Here is a 17,470-nt window from a genome sequence, read left to right on the forward strand (position 1 = left end):
GCTATTTAAGTAAAATCGCTATGACAACACGAACATGGATCAAATTTTTACTAACTAGACAGACTGCTAGATCATGTTTTAACTAACTGATAGAACCTAGCAGATCGTTATTTTACTAACTAATTAAATGCACTTAATAACTTAGTCAACTGCTCTAAACGTTTGTCGGTCATTACTTTATTATTAATTTTAATCGACACATCGCCACTTTTTAAATTTCGTTGCAACATTACATACTCGTTTTCCAACACAGCTTCTTTCTTTGAAGGGGCTTGAGGTTCTGCAGTCAATAACTTAGTGATAGCCATAGCACGCTTGTCGTCACTTGTGATGGCGTTTACCACAGTGTTACTAGCGACATCAGCTACTAATTGGCTAAAGCTCTCAGCGTCGCGCTCCTTGGCAATAACAAGCTTTTTAGCGACTTCTCTTCCAACGTGATTTGCTGTTGGGTACAAAACAATAACAGAAGACGGTATTTGCTCATACGCTTTTATTGCATCTGCAATTGCTGTGTGGGATACACCTTCAATGGCTGCAATTTCGCGATACGATCCTTTTTTACCCTGTTCGAGAAGTTCGTTTTTGGTTTGTTGATAAGCTTGACCTAATTCCCACAAGCTGGGTGCTATGTATTGGTCAGACGAAACAGCTAAAATTTTAGCATCTTGCTCTGTGAAATCGCTTGAACTTAAAACAAGATAATCTGCTTTACCTAAAATACACGCCATTCTGCGGCGAGAACCAGCGAGTACTAAACTTGTATCTCCTTGCTCCCAAAGCAGAGCTGGATGCTGATTTCGTCCATCTTCACGAATAGCAGGAAGAATATCCGACACCGATTTTTCGTTTAAAAGCGACTGAACACGACGGTTTTTGCCATAAACATGAGTCGTTTTTTCAATATCAGCATGTGAAATTACTTTACAAACAAGGGTAATTTGTCGCGAAGAATCACTCGGTGCCGGCATTTTAATTACATCGCCAGCATTAGCTTGTTCTAAAAGCGCATCAAGGCTGCTATTTCCTACAGCTGTTGCAAATGGGTCTAAGCGGGTGTCGTTTTTACGTTTTTTAGCCATTATTATTTAACATCCTTACTTAGGTGTATTTAATTTTGATTGAGTAGACTGCCAGTTTGATCGGATCAGCATTTCAAGTTCGTCAACAACATCTTTAATATTTTCTTGTGCTCGCATAAGAGACTCGCGACTTGCTAAACTGTCTGATGCTTTTTGATCAAAAATGGTATTAAACGATGATGAGCTCGCCGTGATAGCTGAACTATGGTTAATTGGGTAACTCATTACTTGGCGACCAAAAGCACTACGTACATCTTTAACAATGTCACGTTGTGAATGGTTACCTTTTACGTAATTAGTAACTAAAAACTGCATAAAGTCCCAACCTTCATGGCCAAGTGCGGCAACAGTATGATAAATCTCACCTAAACGTTTTAAATATTTATTATTAGCATCAAAATCAACAGCTTCTGGATGAACAGGAATTAACATAGCTGTAGATGCCATTAATGCATTATAAAACATAAAGTTGAGGGTAGGGGCAGTGTCGATTAGTAATATGTCGAACTCGTCTTTTACCGGATCAATTACTTTTTCGAGTAATTTATGATAATGACGTGTTTCTTCATAATTTGATGTGTCTTTGAGTAAAGTGGCGGTTTCGTGTTCAAAGTAAAAGTCATCCATACCGGAAGGTAAAACACGAATATTAGGAATATGTGTTGGTAAAAATGAACTTGAAACAAATTCTGGCCAGGTTTCACCGTCGTCTAAGTCGATACAATCGCGCATTAGATCTCCGACAGTAATGGGATCGTGTTCACTCGATGGGAAAAAACTCGATGAAGAACCTTGAGGGTCTAAATCTATAATCCCAATTCGGTATCGCTTAATATTAGTGGTGGCAAGTGCCGCTGCAATATTAACCATACTGGTTGTTTTGCCACAGCCCCCTTTGAGTGAATTAATAACAATAACTTGTAGTTTATCACTATCAGAACGGTGATCTGGCTTTATGTCCATAATATCTGCCATTGCAAATATATTAACCAATGTGTAAGCATAATGGCCGTTAGCGCCCCGTTTGATATTCAAATCGTCAAAATCGCCATTATCATGACGACGTTTTAGTGTACGATTGTTACATCCTAATAAATCAGCGGCTGCTTTTTGGGTGTATGTTCTTAATTCTTTTTCTTCTGATTTAAGATGAGCGCGATAATGTTGAATACGTCCTTCTAATGACTTTTCAGCAACTTCGGCAGTTGCTTTTAAAAGTCGATAGGTATCAAGCGCATTATTGTTAATTGACATACTTTCCTTCCTCAAAGTTAAGCAATTAGTATAATGTCCATTCAAATACCTGTAAACAACTATTTATGACGACATGTGTTTTAAAAAGAAGACATCATAATATAAATTTACACCTTTAATATTGCTTAGTATAAATAAAGAAGTTTAAAGGTGGTTAAATATATAAGGTAATAAAGGTTAAGAGGTTAAAAGTGTAGTTTAACTATATGATAAATATAAATAAACTATAAAAAGTTAGATCAGCATTATACGTGGTTAAGATCAGATCTTTAATAACTAACAGATCAGCATTTTATTAACTGCTAAATAAATTTTATAGTTATACACAGCTTACCCTTAAGGTTATAAACAAATAGGTCGATTAAGATCATGCTTTTACTAAGTAAATTAGAATGTTATGCACCGTTCAATGTAGAAAAAGCAGCTATCAATTGGTATAGATCTGATCTGTAGTAAGTACAGATCAGATCTATGCTAACTAACTAAGTCCTTATCCACAGGCTAGTATGAAAAAGAGCAAATTTGTCGTGCTTTGCAGTCTAAATTTAGCATAGCAGTGGACAAATTTATAACTGAGTTAGTAAAAATGAGATTTGAAATGCACGTGTTAGTATAATAATGATCTTAAATTAAAGAAAAATGCTAGTACTTAGTATAAAACTGATCTGAGTAGATTAATTAGAGCCAGATCACTTTTATACTAACTTAAACATTTAACTTTTTTTGTTTTATGTGTTGTTATTAGCTGTCGCAATAATAAATGGAAATAAGAACAATGAGCCGAAAGGTCAACATCTCGGTAGATAACTTGCCTGATACACTAAGAGGCCAAATTCACGGGGTGGAAAGTGCAATTGATAATGAAAGTTTAGCACTATTTACAGATAACAAAGATGTTCGCATTTCTATCGAGAATGCAGCTCATGGTTTACGTGCCTATTCAAATACATTTAATCATTACGATTTATGGGGACGTTTTGTTCGATCGGGTCATAAAAAACTTCCATTAGAAGAAGCGCCTAAAAAAACAATCATTACACGTAAAATATCAGAAAAAGTAGATGGTATTTTATACGATGGCGAAATAAAAATAACACCCGCCGTTGTTAGTACCCGCAAAGATGGTGAAGATATTGAATACCTAGTATGGCCATCAGATAGAGAAGAAAAAGTAGAGCGAGCTCTTATCCGTTTAGCCTCAAAAGGTAAAATAGTAAAAATAAATTTTAAGTCCGGTATTCAATATGCCGTTGTTTTTTCGATGAATGAATTAGCACAAGAACTTAAAGCCGTTGGTCAGTCCATGCCATATCCTGCAATTAAAGAATCACTTGAAGCACTTCAAGGGTCAAAACTTTCATTTAAATACTCTGCAACAGATACTAAAAATTCAGACATTGATGATTCATTCTACGAGTCAAACATGAATTTTTTATCGTCTTTGCATTTTAGTGGGAAAAAAGGTCAGGGCGGTAATGTTAAATGTGTTGCCTGTTTAAATGCTTTCGTTCATAACATGATCGATAACTTAGAATATAAAGGTTATTATTTTAACAGTGCACAAGAACTAAAGCGTGGTTTATCACGTTGGATGATGCTGCGTTTGTATCACTTATGGCGCTACGCGGCACCAGGTAAAACATATCATTTTAGATTACTTTCTATTATGGAAAAATATGGTTCGATATATTCAACCGACAACATAACAGAAAACAAATTAAAAGCATTACGTCGTGATATGACAACTACCATGAAAGACCTTATAGAAAAGGGTGCCATTTCAGAATACAGCATTACCAATGTTAAAGACGATAAGACCGGTAATATTATAGATTACACCTATGAAATGCATCCGTCAGATCAATTTTGTGATGAAATACTTACATTGAATAAGCATAACAAACGTATAGAAATTCAAGGCGGTAAACGCATAGTTGAAAATGCCGTTTTAATAGATGAAGATAAAATAGAAGAAATAGTCGAAAAATAGTTTATTATTTATCTTTGCTATACAAATACTAAAAGGCCACTAAATGTGGCCTTTTTAACATAATTAATTTGTTACTTGTTCAAGGTAAAGCCTATCAACCAGGAAATCATAATCTCGTTTTCGAGGATGACTATCTGGCTTTTCGTAATCTGGTAAGGTTCCTATTTTAACATCGGGCTCTGGGTTTATTAATATAAATGGTAATGCAGCACTAACGTGGTAACGATTTTGTGCAGTGTATCTGATATTTACTTGAGGACTAACTCGAGTAGGGCGTCTTATTCTTAGTTTTTCCTTCTCACCTAAGCTAGCAATCCTCATTTGTTCTTGAGCGACTAGAGATTGCCACTTTTGCTGATCGATCATTCTTGGATTTGTATAACCTGCAGATTTACTCAACATTTCAAGAGCCATCTTTTTAGTGAGGGTTTTAGTTGCATGTTTGTGCATCCATGTAAATCTAACAGAAAAAGGTGATTCACTCTCACTGTGTATTTTTCTGTATGCAGCTAAAGTAATTAAATTTGGTACTGCATTATGAACAGCTTCAAAACGAGCGTCGTTGTTATCAATACTTAGAATACATTCCTTAAATGCTGCTTTAGCTTTATTAACCTGATTAATCCTATCATTGAGTGCCTGCTTATTAGCATTTTTTATAACTAACAAACCAGGGTGCCTTTTAAGTACTCGGCTACTTAACCCTGACTTTGTATACATATCAGTAAATGAATTAAGAATAGCTCGTAGGGCATTATCTCCCGTTAGTTTTGAAACGGGTATACTTTGCGGGACATTATTTTCTTCACTAGTAAGAACCTCAGGCAATTTATAGTATTCAGCTTTTGAGTATTCACATTGTTTGAGTTCATCAATTAACAATGAGGTAAGCTCACTCATAAAATCAAACTGACTTCTTATTTTTATTTTAGAGACCATCACACACCAAGAACACATCGTACTTTAATAAGAAATGATACTAACCTTTTGCTTTGATCGCTAGTTCTTTATAAATTTATTGTGCTGAGATAAACATTTCTTATAGATTTAGTATGATGTGTTCTTTGCTGTTTAGCATATAAGCCCTTATTTATATTAGATATTATTAATGTTATAGGTAGGCCGCTTAAACTTGGTTGTGCTCCTTTAGCATATATGAGTATAAATACAATCCTCATGATTATAATTGTTAAATTTAACTGTAAAGTTTAGAATACAATTGACGCAAATTAAGTATGATGTGTTCCTTCTTATTCTGTATATAATATCTGGTATTAAGCTTAGTGTTCTCGAACTCTTTGAAATTAACATTTACAGGTGTAATTAACTGATAATAAATGGTTTTAATAATAGTTTGATTAAGCTAATTTATGAAATATACACATATGGAAAGTTGTTAATTGGTGTTTATAACTAGCCCATAACAAAATAATTAGTAAATAGTGAATTTAGTACTTGAACAGAGGTACGTGCATACGTTAATTTCAGTACATCAGGTAAAGTAGGAATGAGGAAAGAATATGCAATCGTGGAACCCAAATAGCTGGAGAGAGCTGCCAATACTGCAGCAGCCACAATACCCAGATCAAGACGTGTTAAAATCTGTTGAAGGCCAATTAAAAACTGCACCCCCGTTAGTTTTTGCAGAAGAAACTCGTAGTTTATTTAAGCAACTTGAAGATGTATGTGAAGGCCGTGCATTTTTACTTCAAGGTGGAGACTGTGCAGAATCGTTTAGTGATTTTAATGCAGCAAACATTCGCGACACATTTAAAACAATTTTACAAATGGCTGTAGTTTTAACCTACGGCGGTAAATGCCCAGTTGTAAAAATTGCCCGTATGGCTGGACAGTATGCAAAACCACGTTCTGCTGATTTAGAAACTATTGACGGTGTTTCACTTCCATCATACCGTGGCGACATAATTAACAACATAGACTTCACAGCTGAAGCCCGCATACCCGATCCGCAACGTTTAATGACTGCTTACCACCATAGTGCAGCTACATTAAACTTACTACGTGCATTTGCACAAGGTGGCCTTGCAGATTTACACCAGGTCAATCGCTGGAACATGGGGTTTGTAGCCGCCAATCCTCAAAAGCAAAAGTACCAACAGCTTGCTGATAAAATTCAAGACGCATTAGAGTTTATGGAAGTATGTGGTATTAATTCGACCATTGCACCAAGCCTTAAAGAGACAGATCTCTACACATCTCACGAAGCATTGTTATTGGGCTATGAAGAAGCACTAACACGACGCGATCACTTATCAGGCGACTGGTATGACTGTTCAGCGCATTTTGTTTGGATCGGTGAGCGCACACGTCAATTAGACCACGCACACATTGAGTTTTTTAAAGGAATTAAAAACCCAATTGGTGTAAAAGTAGGTCCTGGTATGGACCCAGATGAATTAATCCGCCTAATTGATGCATTAAATCCTGACAATATTCCAGGACGATTAACCTTAATTACACGCATGGGTGCAGATATACTGCCAGAGAAACTACCAGCACTCGTACGTAAAGTACAACAAGAAGGGCGTAAGGTAATTTGGAGTTCAGATCCAATGCATGGCAATACTGAAAAAGCGACCTCTGGATACAAAACGCGTAATTTCGACAATATAATGCGCGAAATCAGCCAGTTTTTCTCTGTTCACAAAGCAGAAGGTTCATATGCAGGTGGCGTTCATCTAGAAATGACAGGTCAGCACGTTACAGAGTGTACCGGCGGAGCGTATGGTCTATCAGACGACGATTTAGCACAACGTTACAAAACACAGTGTGACCCACGTCTTAATGCAGACCAAGTATTAGAGCTAGGGTTTTTAGTTGCTGATTTATTAAAAGACGCACGTAAATAAAGACTCTCACATATAAAAAAAGCCGCTTAACAGCGGCTTTTTTGTGGCGTAAATATTTAAATAAGTTAGTACTTACGACGCTCTAAATCCGTATCCATCAATATTTTTGCAGAAATTTCTTCAACCGAATGATGGGTTGAATTGAAGTAGGCAATTTTATGACGCTTGTAAAGCATTTCAACCTCACGTACTTCAATACGACACTGCCTTATAGATGCATATTTAGAGTTGGCCATGCGTCGATGCCTAATTGCAGCAAGTCTCTCTGGGTCAATAGTTAAACCAAACAATTTATGTTTATAAGGTACTAAACATTTAGGCAAGCCTTCGCTTTCTAAATCTTCTTCGGTAATAGGGTAGTTTGCTGCTTTAATGCCATATTGCAACGCTAAATATAAGCTCGTTGGGGTTTTACCACTTCGGCTCACACCTATTAAAATAATATCAGCCTCGGAAAAGTTTTTGATATTGCCGCCGTCGTCATTCATTAAAGCATAATTCACCGCGTCTATTCTAAAGTCATAACTTTTTTCATGTATAGAGTGTGTACGATGCATTTTTGGTACAGGTGCCACCTGTAATTCTTTTTCAATTTTTTCGCTATACGTGGTCAAAAAATCATATGGGATAGCATCCGCTGACTTTATGATTTCGCTTAAACTGTGATTAACAAATGTAAAAAACACAAAGGGCTTTTCACCCGTTTTTGCAGCTGTTGCATTTATTAACGCTTTAATTTCGTGTGCTTTTTCTTCTGTTTCTACGAAAGGAATAGTTTTGTGATTAAAATCGATTGGAAACAAAGATAACGTTGCATGCCCAAACACTTCTGATGTAATTGCTGTTCCATCAGATATATAAAATGCAGTTCTCATAATTAACCTTTTTGTTACTTTTAATCCCTAAAATGGGTTACTCACGGTTTACGCGAGGACTGTTGCCAGTGTAGAATGAAGGTGGCCTTTATAAAAGGTTTTCTTTCTTAACTCTCACAGTTTCAACTACAATTTGTTTTTTGGAGAAAGACCCGTGCAAGAATACGTTCTCTGGTATCAAGAGCTTGGTATGCAAGATGTTCCTCGAGTTGGCGGCAAAAATGCCTCTCTTGGTGAAATGATCTCTAACCTAGCTAACGCTGGTGTACAAGTACCGGGTGGTTTCGCAACAACCGCCGATGCTTTTAATGAGTTTTTAGACCAATCAGGACTCAATGCCAAAATTCATGACATCTTAGATACACTCGATGTTGATGATGTAAATACACTCGCCAAAGTAGGTGCCGATATCCGCCAATGGATAATCGATACACCATTCCAACCAAATTTAGACCAAGCCATTCGCGATGCATACAGCCAACTTCATGGTGATACATCAGCTGATGTGTCATTTGCTGTACGTTCATCAGCAACCGCTGAGGATATGCCAGACGCATCTTTTGCAGGCCAACAAGAAACATTTTTAAATGTTGTTGGTATCGATTCGGTTATGGTTGCTATAAAGCATGTATTTGCATCTTTGTTTAACGACCGCGCAATTTCTTATCGTGTTCACCAAGGTTATGATCATCGTGGTGTTGCATTATCTGCAGGCATACAGCGTATGGTACGCTCTGATAAATCAGCATCTGGCGTTATGTTCAGTATCGACACTGAATCTGGCTTTGAAGATGTTGTATTTGTAACCTCAAGCTACGGTTTAGGTGAAATGGTTGTACAGGGTGCTGTTAACCCAGACGAATTTTATGTACATAAACCAACATTACTAAAAGATAAGCCATCTGTAGTGCGTCGTAATATTGGCTCTAAAGCCATTCAAATGATTTATTCAAACGACAAAGCACATGGTAAACAAGTAGAAATAGTTGACGTAAACCCTGAACTTTCTAACAAATTTTCGATTACAGATGAAGAAGTACAAGACCTTGCCAAGCAAGCTGTAATCATTGAAAAACATTACGGTCGTCCAATGGACATCGAATGGGCAAAAGACGGCAACGACGGCAAACTATATATAGTACAAGCTCGTCCAGAAACTGTGCGTTCAAACGAAGATACAAATGTAATGGAGCGTTTTCAGTTAAACGGTTCGAGTAAAGTTGTTGTAGAAGGTCGTGCAATTGGTCATAAAATTGGTAGCGGTGTTGTTCGTGTTCTTGACTCGATTGATGAAATGGATCAAGTGCAAGTTGGTGATATTTTAGTCACCGACATGACCGACCCAGACTGGGAACCTATCATGAAGCGTGCAGCAGCGATTGTTACAAATCGTGGTGGCCGCACATGTCACGCAGCAATCATTGCTCGTGAACTGGGTATCCCTGCAGTTGTAGGATGTGGCAATGCAACCGACCTAATCAAAGCTGGTCAAGAAGTCACTGTATCATGTGCCGAAGGCGATACTGGTTTCATTTACGAAGGTATTTTAGACTTTGAAGTGCTTACTTCACGTGTTGACGAAATGCCAAACCTACCAATGAAAGTAATGATGAACGTGGGTAACCCGGACCGCGCATTCGACTTTGCACGTTTGCCACACTCAGGTGTTGGCCTTGCACGTGTTGAATTCATCATCAACCGTATGATTGGCGTGCATCCAAAAGCATTATTAAATTTCGACGCACAAACAGATGCCCTTAAAGAAGAAATAACCGACATGATTGCTGGTTACGATTCACCAGTAGAATTTTATATTTCAAAACTTGTTGAAGGTATTTCTACGCTAGGTTGTGCGTTTGCTCCCGAGCGAGTAATTGTTCGTATGTCTGATTTTAAATCGAACGAATACGCTAACTTAGTGGGCGGCCAACAATACGAACCTGAAGAAGAAAACCCAATGATAGGTTTTCGTGGTGCAGCACGGTATATATCTGAAGACTTCCGCGACTGTTTTGCTTTAGAGTGTGAGGCAATCAAGCGTGTACGCAATACTATGGACATGACTAACATTGAGATCATGATTCCATTCGTACGTACACTTGAAGAAGGTAAACGTGTAATTGAATTACTAGAAGAGCATGGCCTAAAACGTGGCGAAAATGGTCTTAAAGTAATTATGATGTGTGAGCTGCCGTCAAATGCATTACTTGCCGAAGAGTTCTTAGAGCACTTTGACGGTTTTTCAATTGGATCTAACGATTTAACACAGTTAACACTAGGTTTAGACCGAGATTCTGGTTTAATTGCTCATTTGTTTGACGAGCGTGACCCAGCAATTAAAAAGCTTCTTTCTATGGCAATTCAAACAGCCAAAGCAAAAGGAAAGTATGTAGGCATTTGTGGACAAGGTCCTTCAGATCACGAAGACTTTGCTGCATGGTTAGTTGACCAAGGTATAGACTCTGTATCATTAAACCCAGATACAGTAATCGAAACTTGGTTATACTTAGCTAAAAAATTAGCTTAGTAACCTGTTATAGCTATGTAAAAGCCAGCATATATTGCTGGCTTTTTTGTTGGTCAATTTATTTTAACTGCGTGCTAATTTTTTATCTAAATACTGACAAGATTTAGTCAGTGCTTTTTGACAAAGGGTCAAATAATAACGCGCTTTTGGGTAATAAAACGAATAACACAATAAACCAGCCATAAAAAATATAAGTGATGGACCAGGTACAACCGCAAATATTAATCCTAATAAAATAAATAACGCACCCATGATCTGTAATACAATTTTTTTCATATAAATGACCTCTCATGTAGTTAACTTGATTATAATTACAGCAGCGCTTAAATCGACTAAAAGAGTGTTACAAACTGTAAATTCTTCAATTTCTATTAGCAATCAGCATGATATAATTAACCAAATGTCTAAAAGTATGCCGTTATGATCGCAACAATTACTCAGCAAGATGCCGCGTCAGACCTTGTCGCAAATTACCTAAATACATTACAAAAGCAAGGCTTTACCGGTGATACCGATGCAAGTTATGCAACACGTATTACCGCTTCAACCGATAACAGTATTTACCAGCAATTGCCACAAGGTGTCATTTTTCCCAAAAATGAAAAAGACATTCAACTTGCTTTGCAAACTGCATCACGGGACCCTTTTTTATCATTAACATTTGGACCGCGCGGTGGTGGAACTGGCACTAATGGTCAGTCTTTAACTCCGGGTATCGTTGTTGATTTATCTCGCTACATGCGTGAAATTCTCGAAATTAATGTCGAAGAAGGGTGGGTTAGGGTTCAAACTGGCGTAATAAAAGATCAGCTAAATGACTTTTTAAGGCCTTATGGATTTTTCTTTTCTCCCGACTTATCTACCAGTAATCGTGCAACTATAGGCGGTATGATAAGCACCGATGCTTCAGGGCAAGGTTCACTTGTTTACGGTAAAACAAGCGATCATGTTTTAGGCCTTACAACCTATTTAGTAGACGGTACACCAATGAGTACCGCTCCAATAAACGTCGAAAAAGCAAAAATAATTGCAGAGCAAGACACGCTAGTTGGCACAATATATAAAACTGTACTTAATATAGCCATCGATGAACGTGATGCTATTTTAAATAAGTTTCCACGGTTAAATCGTTTTTTAACCGGCTATGACTTAGAGCACGTCCTAAGTGATGACTTACTTACTTTTGATATGAGCCGTTTAATAACAGGTTCAGAAGGTTCACTAGGTATTGTCACCGAGGCAAAATTAAACCTTACACCGATTGCCGAATTTAAAACACTTATAAATATTAAATACGATAGCTTTGATTCAGCACTTCGACACTCTCCATTTTTAGTTGATGCCCGTGCAACTTCAGTTGAAACTGTCGATAGCAAAGTATTAAACCTTGCTCGCGAGGATATCATTTGGCATTCAGTATCGGACTTAATAACCGATGTACCAAATAAAGATATGCAAGGGCTCAACATGGTTGAGTTTAATGCAGTATCACCCGACGATATAAAAGGCAAAGTAAACACGCTTTGTACATTATTAGATGAATGTGTAGCCAACCAAACCAATGGTGTAATAGGTTACCAGCTAACAAATGATAAAAGTGACATTTTAAAAATTTACGCAATGCGTAAAAAGTCAGTTGGTTTACTTGGAAACGTAAAAGGCAGCCAAAAGCCATTGGCCTTTGCAGAAGATACTGCAGTACCGCCTGAAAATTTAGCCGATTATATAGTTGAGTTTAGAGCCTTACTCGACAGTCATAATCTACAATATGGTATGTTTGGCCATGTTGATGCCGGTGTTTTACATGTAAGACCCGCACTGGATATGTGCGATCCTGAACAAGAAAAACTTTTACGTACCATTTCAGATGAAGTGGTTAAACTCACAGCTAAGTACGGCGGTTTAATGTGGGGCGAACATGGTAAAGGCTACCGCAGTGAATATGGACCTGAGTTTTTTGGTGAACATTTATTTACCCAACTGCGCATTATTAAAACAGCGTTCGACCCATATAACCGAATAAACCCAGGGAAAATATGCACACCTATCGATAGTGAAGACTCACTAGTTAGTGTTGATGGTCAGAAAAGATCGTGGTTCGACAAACAAATTTCAATTGATGTTAAAACGAGTTTTAACAACGCCATGACCTGTAACGGAAATGGTATTTGTTTTAATTATGATGAAAACTCGCCAATGTGTCCGTCGTATAAGGTAACCGGCGATCGCCGTAACTCACCAAAAGGGCGAGCCAGTTTAATGCGTGAATGGCTACGCCTTCAAGAATCTAAAAACATAGATCTGCTGGGTGTAGAAAAAGAATTGAATAAAGGTGAAGTAATTACCTGGTGGGAAAGGTTTGTACATAGCCGCGAAAAAAAGAAAGGCCTTTACGATTTTTCACACGAAGTAAAAGCCTCTATGGATGAATGTTTAGCCTGTAAAGCATGTACAACTGCTTGCCCTATTAAAGTTGATGTACCTACTTTTCGTGCTCGCTTTTTAAATTATTATCACAGTTATTATGCGCGTCCACTCAAAGACTACTTAGTGGGTAACATTGAAAGTAGCGCGCCACTTATGGCTAAATTCGGTAAGATAATAAATCCAATTGTTAAAACAAAAATTGTTAGCAGCATAATTAAAAACACGGTGGGTTATGTTGATACACCACAACTTAGCATTCCGTCATTAGCAAAACGGATAAACAAAGCACAGCAATTTAATTTTGAATTTTTAAATAGTTTAACCGCCGAACAACAAAGTGAATACGTTTTAATAGTTCAAGATCCGTTCACCAGCTTTTATGAAGCCGAACTAGTTGAAAGTTTTATAACCTTAATTGCTCAACTTGGTAAAAAACCAATGTTGTTACCCTTTAAACCCAATGGTAAACCGCAACATGTAAAAGGTTTTTTGCACGAATTTAAAGTAACTGCCAAAAATGCCGCAGAATTTTTAAATCAGTTAAACGATATTAATGCGCCACTAGTGGGATTAGATGCGTCTTTGGTTATGTGTTATCGCGATGAATACAACACAATTTTAGAAAATAACCGCGGCGATTTTAACGTACAACTTGCTCACGAATGGTTAGAAACGCAATCTTTTGAAGGGCTAACTGCAAATAATAATAATGAAACTGAATTTACATTATTAAGTCACTGCACAGAAACTACATCTTTGCCAAAAGCAGCTAATGTTTGGAAAACTATATTTACAGATATCGGACTAACTTTAAATACAACGAATACCGGTTGCTGTGGTATGGCGGGTACTTACGGACATGAAGCACAAAATCAAGATAACTCACGCGCACTTTACGAAATGAGTTGGAAACCCATAGTTGAAAAAACTAAATCAGAGCAACTTTTGTCAACTGGGTTTTCGTGCCGTAGCCAAGTAAAACGCTATGAAAAGTTTAAGCCTAAACATCCTATCGAATTACTTGCCCATGTACTAAGTTAAAAATTTTTTTAAACATATTTAAAAGGCGTAACTTAAATTTAGTTACGCCTTTTTTATTTTACTTTGCATTTTTAAAACTATCAGCAATCGGTTTTGTACTAATGCCATGAATAAATACACTAAACAAAATTGTAGTCATGGCAATGCTCGCAATCTGAAATTTATTTTCTATTTGCTCATCAATCACCATAAGCGTAAATACAATTGAGGCCAATCCTCTTGGCCCAAACCATGCAAAAGTAAAACGCTCTTTTAAATTTAAAGATGTAAAAAGTAGTGACAACATTACAGGTATAATTCTTATCAATGTAGTACTTAATAATGCATACGTTACTATTTCAAAATTTAATTTTGGCAAGACTAAATAAGCACATGCATAACCGAACAAACACCAAATCATCAGAGACGTAAAGTCAGCAATATGTTCTGAATCTTCTATTAATTCAGTACGCACTGTTTTAGTTGAAAACTTATCAAACAATAAACCCGCTACAAACACAGCAATAAAACCACTGCCATGCAAATATTGGGTAACAGAAAATACCGCCATTGCAAAACCTAATAACAAAAATGGGCTAGTGTTTTGAGCAAAGTAATGCCGCTTCATTGCAAAATTTAAACTCGGAATAAAAATCGAAATACTCGTTATAGCAACAAGTAATGCAATACCTAACTCTCTTGAAAATACACTCACTACATGAGAGGTAGTTATTGCTGACTCAGGATTTTTTGCCAATAAAATAAATATTAAAAATACGGGTACACATAATCCATCATTTAATCCGCTTTCGGTATTGATACCTTCACGAATTTTTTCGGGCACTTCACTGCTTGATAGTAATCCTTTGCTAAGTGCTGCATCTGTTGGCGTTAAAATAATAGCAATTAATGCCGCTTGAATTAACGAAAGCTCAGCAAACAAAAATAAACCAACCGCAATTCCCAGTAATAATGTTAAGGGGAGGGCAATAAATAATAATAAGCCAGGGTATTGAAAACTATGCCTTAATACACTTAGTTTAGATTTGGCCGCATCCGAAAATAAAAATATACTCAAAGTTAATTCTATAAACGGCAGTAATAAATCAACGCCCGCTTTTAACTCACCGCCATTATTGGGCACTAAATTGGCTAATGTAATACCGCCAATAACAAAAAACATTGGGCCAGTTACTTCTGTTTTTTCTAGTTGGCGAAGCGTCAATGAATATATTAAAAACAAAGCGCCTATAAACGCTATCACTAAGTAGGTCATTAAATTTTCCTTTTAGCTCCGGATTTTGCTCGCTCTTTAATATTTGTTTGAATATAAATTTGATCGGTGGTCGCAATTTTTGCATGTCCTAAATCTTCAGATAAATGCTTAAGTGGCCGCGTTTGCGCGTCGTGTGTTGCTCCCGTATGGCGCAGCCAATGAGCAGTTGCTGCACCTAATTGTTCAGCATCATCTTTAAAACCATCATCCAACAATGATTGTTGCGCATAATCAAAACTTTGTTGAACTAATCGCCTAATTTGCCTAACAGTCATACCACCTTGGCCTCTAATTTTATGAACCAGTGGCTCGGCTTCATCAACGCGGGGAAGGGCAGGCAGCCCTCGGTATAATCGGTAACGTTTTAAATATTCAACAAAATCATCACTTAACGTAACATCTCGTAGCTTGTTACCTTTACCCATTATTCGTAAAAACCAAAAGCCGTCGTTATCTTGCCAAAAGTGAGACATAACCGGTGACCATTGAGGTCGCTCAGATAATTCAGAAATTCTTAAATATAATCCCTTTAAACACGCTAGGGTAAATAAGTTCCGTTCTAAATCTGGGTTTTGTTCACATAAATCGCGAGTCACTCCAAACACATACTCCCATTGTATATCGCTTAATGTGTCTGGGATCTGAATTTGAGATTGCACAACTAAATACGGGCTATTTTTTTTCACTACTGGTACAAAGTTAGCAAACGTTTTTTCTTCAAGTAATGAAAATTTATAAAATACATTAAGCGCTGTGAACATAGCCGACAATGTTTGTTGGCTAGCAGTAGATTCTTTAAGCATAAAAGGGCGCCAGTTTTTATTTAATCGTCGAATCCCTTGCTCGTCTTTATAACGCCACTGAACAGAAGTTGATGCCCACTTTTTATCGGGTTCAACCATAAAATCAACATAGGCTTCAATATCTTCACGTTTTAATTCGAATACTGACTTTTCGGCAATTAACCACGACCATAAATAAAATCGTTCAAGTTCGTTTCTAAATCGACTGTATGTTGCTTCTGATTTTCGGCCATAGACATATAAAAATTGATATAAAAATTTAAGATCCGATTCTGATTCAGTTACAGTCAAGGTAACTTGCTGTATAAAGGTTGCAAGTTCTGGGTATTCCGATTTAAGAGTACCGTCATCAAGATGAGCAATTTGATATCTTAATTGTTTTAACGTATCGACCAACGCAACAAGCATAGTATATAAATATTTAATTAAATAAGTTAGTTACAGAATAACCTTTAAGTCCGATACTGTCTAGTATTGGACATAGCAAATAACTGTTTATTTTAGGCTATGCTTAAATGGCCATGCCAAACCTTATTAAGGAAAAGTTATGAAACAAGTTAGTATATTATTTTTACTTACACTCTCGTTAATACTCACAGGTTGTGCGACTACTGGTAGTGCATCTCCTAGTGAAAAACGTTCTTTAGTACAAAGTATGAAAAGTAACACACTTAGTAAACTTTATACTAAAAAGCCAGATGTTAAAACGCAAATAGCAAACTCTGCTGGTTATGCTGTTTTTGATAACGCGAATGTTAACGTTATTCTTGCTAGTTTTGGTGGTGGTTATGGCGTAGTAAAAAATAACCTAACAGGTAAATCTACTTACATGAACATGGGTGAAGCTGGTTTAGGGTTAGGTTTAGGTGTTAAAGATTTTAATGTAGTTATGATTTTTCATACCCAAGCAGCAGTAAATAGATTTATTGAACACGGTTGGGCGTTTGGTGGGAACGCAGATGCTGCAGCAAAATACGAAGATAAAGGTGGAGCATTGGTGGCCGAAGCCATTGCAGACCAAGTTACTGTATATTCTGTAACCGAAAATGGACTTGCTCTACAGGCTGTTCTAAAAGGGACTAAATTTTGGGTAGATTCTGAGCTAAATTAACCGTTAATAACTCTCCTAAAAGCGGGCTGATTTGTATAATCACGCTCGCTTTATTGTTAATATCGAAATTTAACATAACGTAATTTATGGGTTGTCAGTTGTCAGTTGTCAGTTGTCAGTTGTCAGTTGTCAGTTGTCAGTAACATGAAAAATTAGAACCGTTTAAAATCATACTTAGCCGTATCTAAAAAATTATCAATAGATACAGTCTATTTTTAATAATCACTAAACACAT

General features: G+C 36.9%; 12 protein-coding genes. 5 read left to right on the forward strand and 7 right to left on the reverse strand.

Going from position 1 to position 17,470, the window contains the following annotated elements; all coding sequences use genetic code 11:
* Positions 1–119: 119 nt before the first annotated feature.
* Together CWB65_RS12660 and CWB65_RS12665 are read right to left on the reverse strand one after the other, a co-directional pair.
* Complete coding sequence (locus tag CWB65_RS12660; RefSeq protein ID WP_138740728.1) at positions 120–1,082, reverse strand: transcriptional regulator; 963 nt, start codon at positions 1,080–1,082, stop codon at positions 120–122.
* A 15-nt stretch (positions 1,083–1,097) separates the two neighbouring features.
* Positions 1,098–2,336 (reverse strand): AAA family ATPase, encoded by a 1,239-nt coding sequence (locus tag CWB65_RS12665; protein WP_006793244.1) that lies wholly within the window; start codon positions 2,334–2,336, stop codon positions 1,098–1,100.
* 775 nt (positions 2,337–3,111) lie between these two features.
* Here CWB65_RS12665 and CWB65_RS12670 point away from each other — a divergent pair.
* Entirely contained in the window at positions 3,112–4,326 is a 1,215-nt protein-coding gene (locus tag CWB65_RS12670) for a hypothetical protein (protein ID WP_006793243.1), read from the forward strand.
* Positions 4,327–4,389: 63 nt separating this feature from the next.
* Here CWB65_RS12670 and CWB65_RS12675 read toward each other — a convergent pair whose 3' ends face one another.
* Complete coding sequence (locus CWB65_RS12675) at positions 4,390–5,265, reverse strand: DNA replication terminus site-binding protein (RefSeq protein WP_008131802.1); 876 nt, start codon at positions 5,263–5,265, stop codon at positions 4,390–4,392.
* A gap of 581 nt (positions 5,266–5,846) precedes the next feature.
* Here CWB65_RS12675 and CWB65_RS12680 point away from each other — a divergent pair.
* Positions 5,847–7,196 (forward strand): class II 3-deoxy-7-phosphoheptulonate synthase, encoded by a 1,350-nt coding sequence (locus CWB65_RS12680; RefSeq protein WP_008131800.1) that lies wholly within the window; start codon positions 5,847–5,849, stop codon positions 7,194–7,196.
* A 65-nt stretch (positions 7,197–7,261) separates the two neighbouring features.
* On the opposite strand, the gene ppsR is transcribed toward CWB65_RS12680, so the two are convergent.
* The gene (gene ppsR / locus CWB65_RS12685; protein WP_006793240.1) at positions 7,262–8,071 is read right to left on the reverse strand and encodes a posphoenolpyruvate synthetase regulatory kinase/phosphorylase PpsR; all 810 of its coding nucleotides are present in this window, start codon (positions 8,069–8,071) and stop codon (positions 7,262–7,264) included.
* 154 nt (positions 8,072–8,225) lie between these two features.
* On the opposite strand from ppsR, the gene ppsA reads away from it, so the two are divergent.
* Positions 8,226–10,598, forward strand: coding sequence for a phosphoenolpyruvate synthase (gene ppsA, locus CWB65_RS12690; protein ID WP_033025757.1), 2,373 nt, complete (start codon positions 8,226–8,228; stop codon positions 10,596–10,598).
* A 63-nt stretch (positions 10,599–10,661) separates the two neighbouring features.
* Here the strand turns inward: ppsA and CWB65_RS12695 are convergent, their stop codons facing one another.
* Positions 10,662–10,874, reverse strand: coding sequence for a PGPGW domain-containing protein (locus CWB65_RS12695; RefSeq protein WP_008131796.1), 213 nt, complete (start codon positions 10,872–10,874; stop codon positions 10,662–10,664).
* A 144-nt stretch (positions 10,875–11,018) separates the two neighbouring features.
* Between CWB65_RS12695 and ydiJ the strand changes: the two genes are divergently transcribed.
* Positions 11,019–14,066 carry a D-2-hydroxyglutarate dehydrogenase YdiJ gene (gene ydiJ / locus CWB65_RS12700; RefSeq protein ID WP_138740729.1) on the forward strand — a complete coding sequence of 1,016 codons (3,048 nt, stop codon included), beginning with the start codon at positions 11,019–11,021 and terminating at the stop codon, positions 14,064–14,066.
* A gap of 58 nt (positions 14,067–14,124) precedes the next feature.
* Here ydiJ and CWB65_RS12705 read toward each other — a convergent pair whose 3' ends face one another.
* Together CWB65_RS12705 and CWB65_RS12710 are read right to left on the reverse strand one after the other, a co-directional pair.
* Entirely contained in the window at positions 14,125–15,321 is a 1,197-nt protein-coding gene (locus CWB65_RS12705) for a cation:proton antiporter (RefSeq protein ID WP_138740730.1), read from the reverse strand.
* Positions 15,321–16,532 (reverse strand): tyrosine-type recombinase/integrase, encoded by a 1,212-nt coding sequence (locus tag CWB65_RS12710; protein WP_138740731.1) that lies wholly within the window; start codon positions 16,530–16,532, stop codon positions 15,321–15,323. The genes CWB65_RS12705 and CWB65_RS12710 overlap by 1 nt, the downstream gene beginning before the upstream one ends.
* 139 nt (positions 16,533–16,671) lie before the next feature.
* Between CWB65_RS12710 and CWB65_RS12715 the strand changes: the two genes are divergently transcribed.
* Complete coding sequence (locus CWB65_RS12715; protein ID WP_138740732.1) at positions 16,672–17,235, forward strand: lipid-binding SYLF domain-containing protein; 564 nt, start codon at positions 16,672–16,674, stop codon at positions 17,233–17,235.
* The last annotated feature ends 235 nt before the right edge of the window (positions 17,236–17,470 follow it).

Origin of the sequence: Pseudoalteromonas sp. S554, from assembly GCF_005930865.1 — a bacterium.
Lineage (GTDB): Bacteria > Pseudomonadota > Gammaproteobacteria > Enterobacterales > Alteromonadaceae > Pseudoalteromonas > Pseudoalteromonas marina.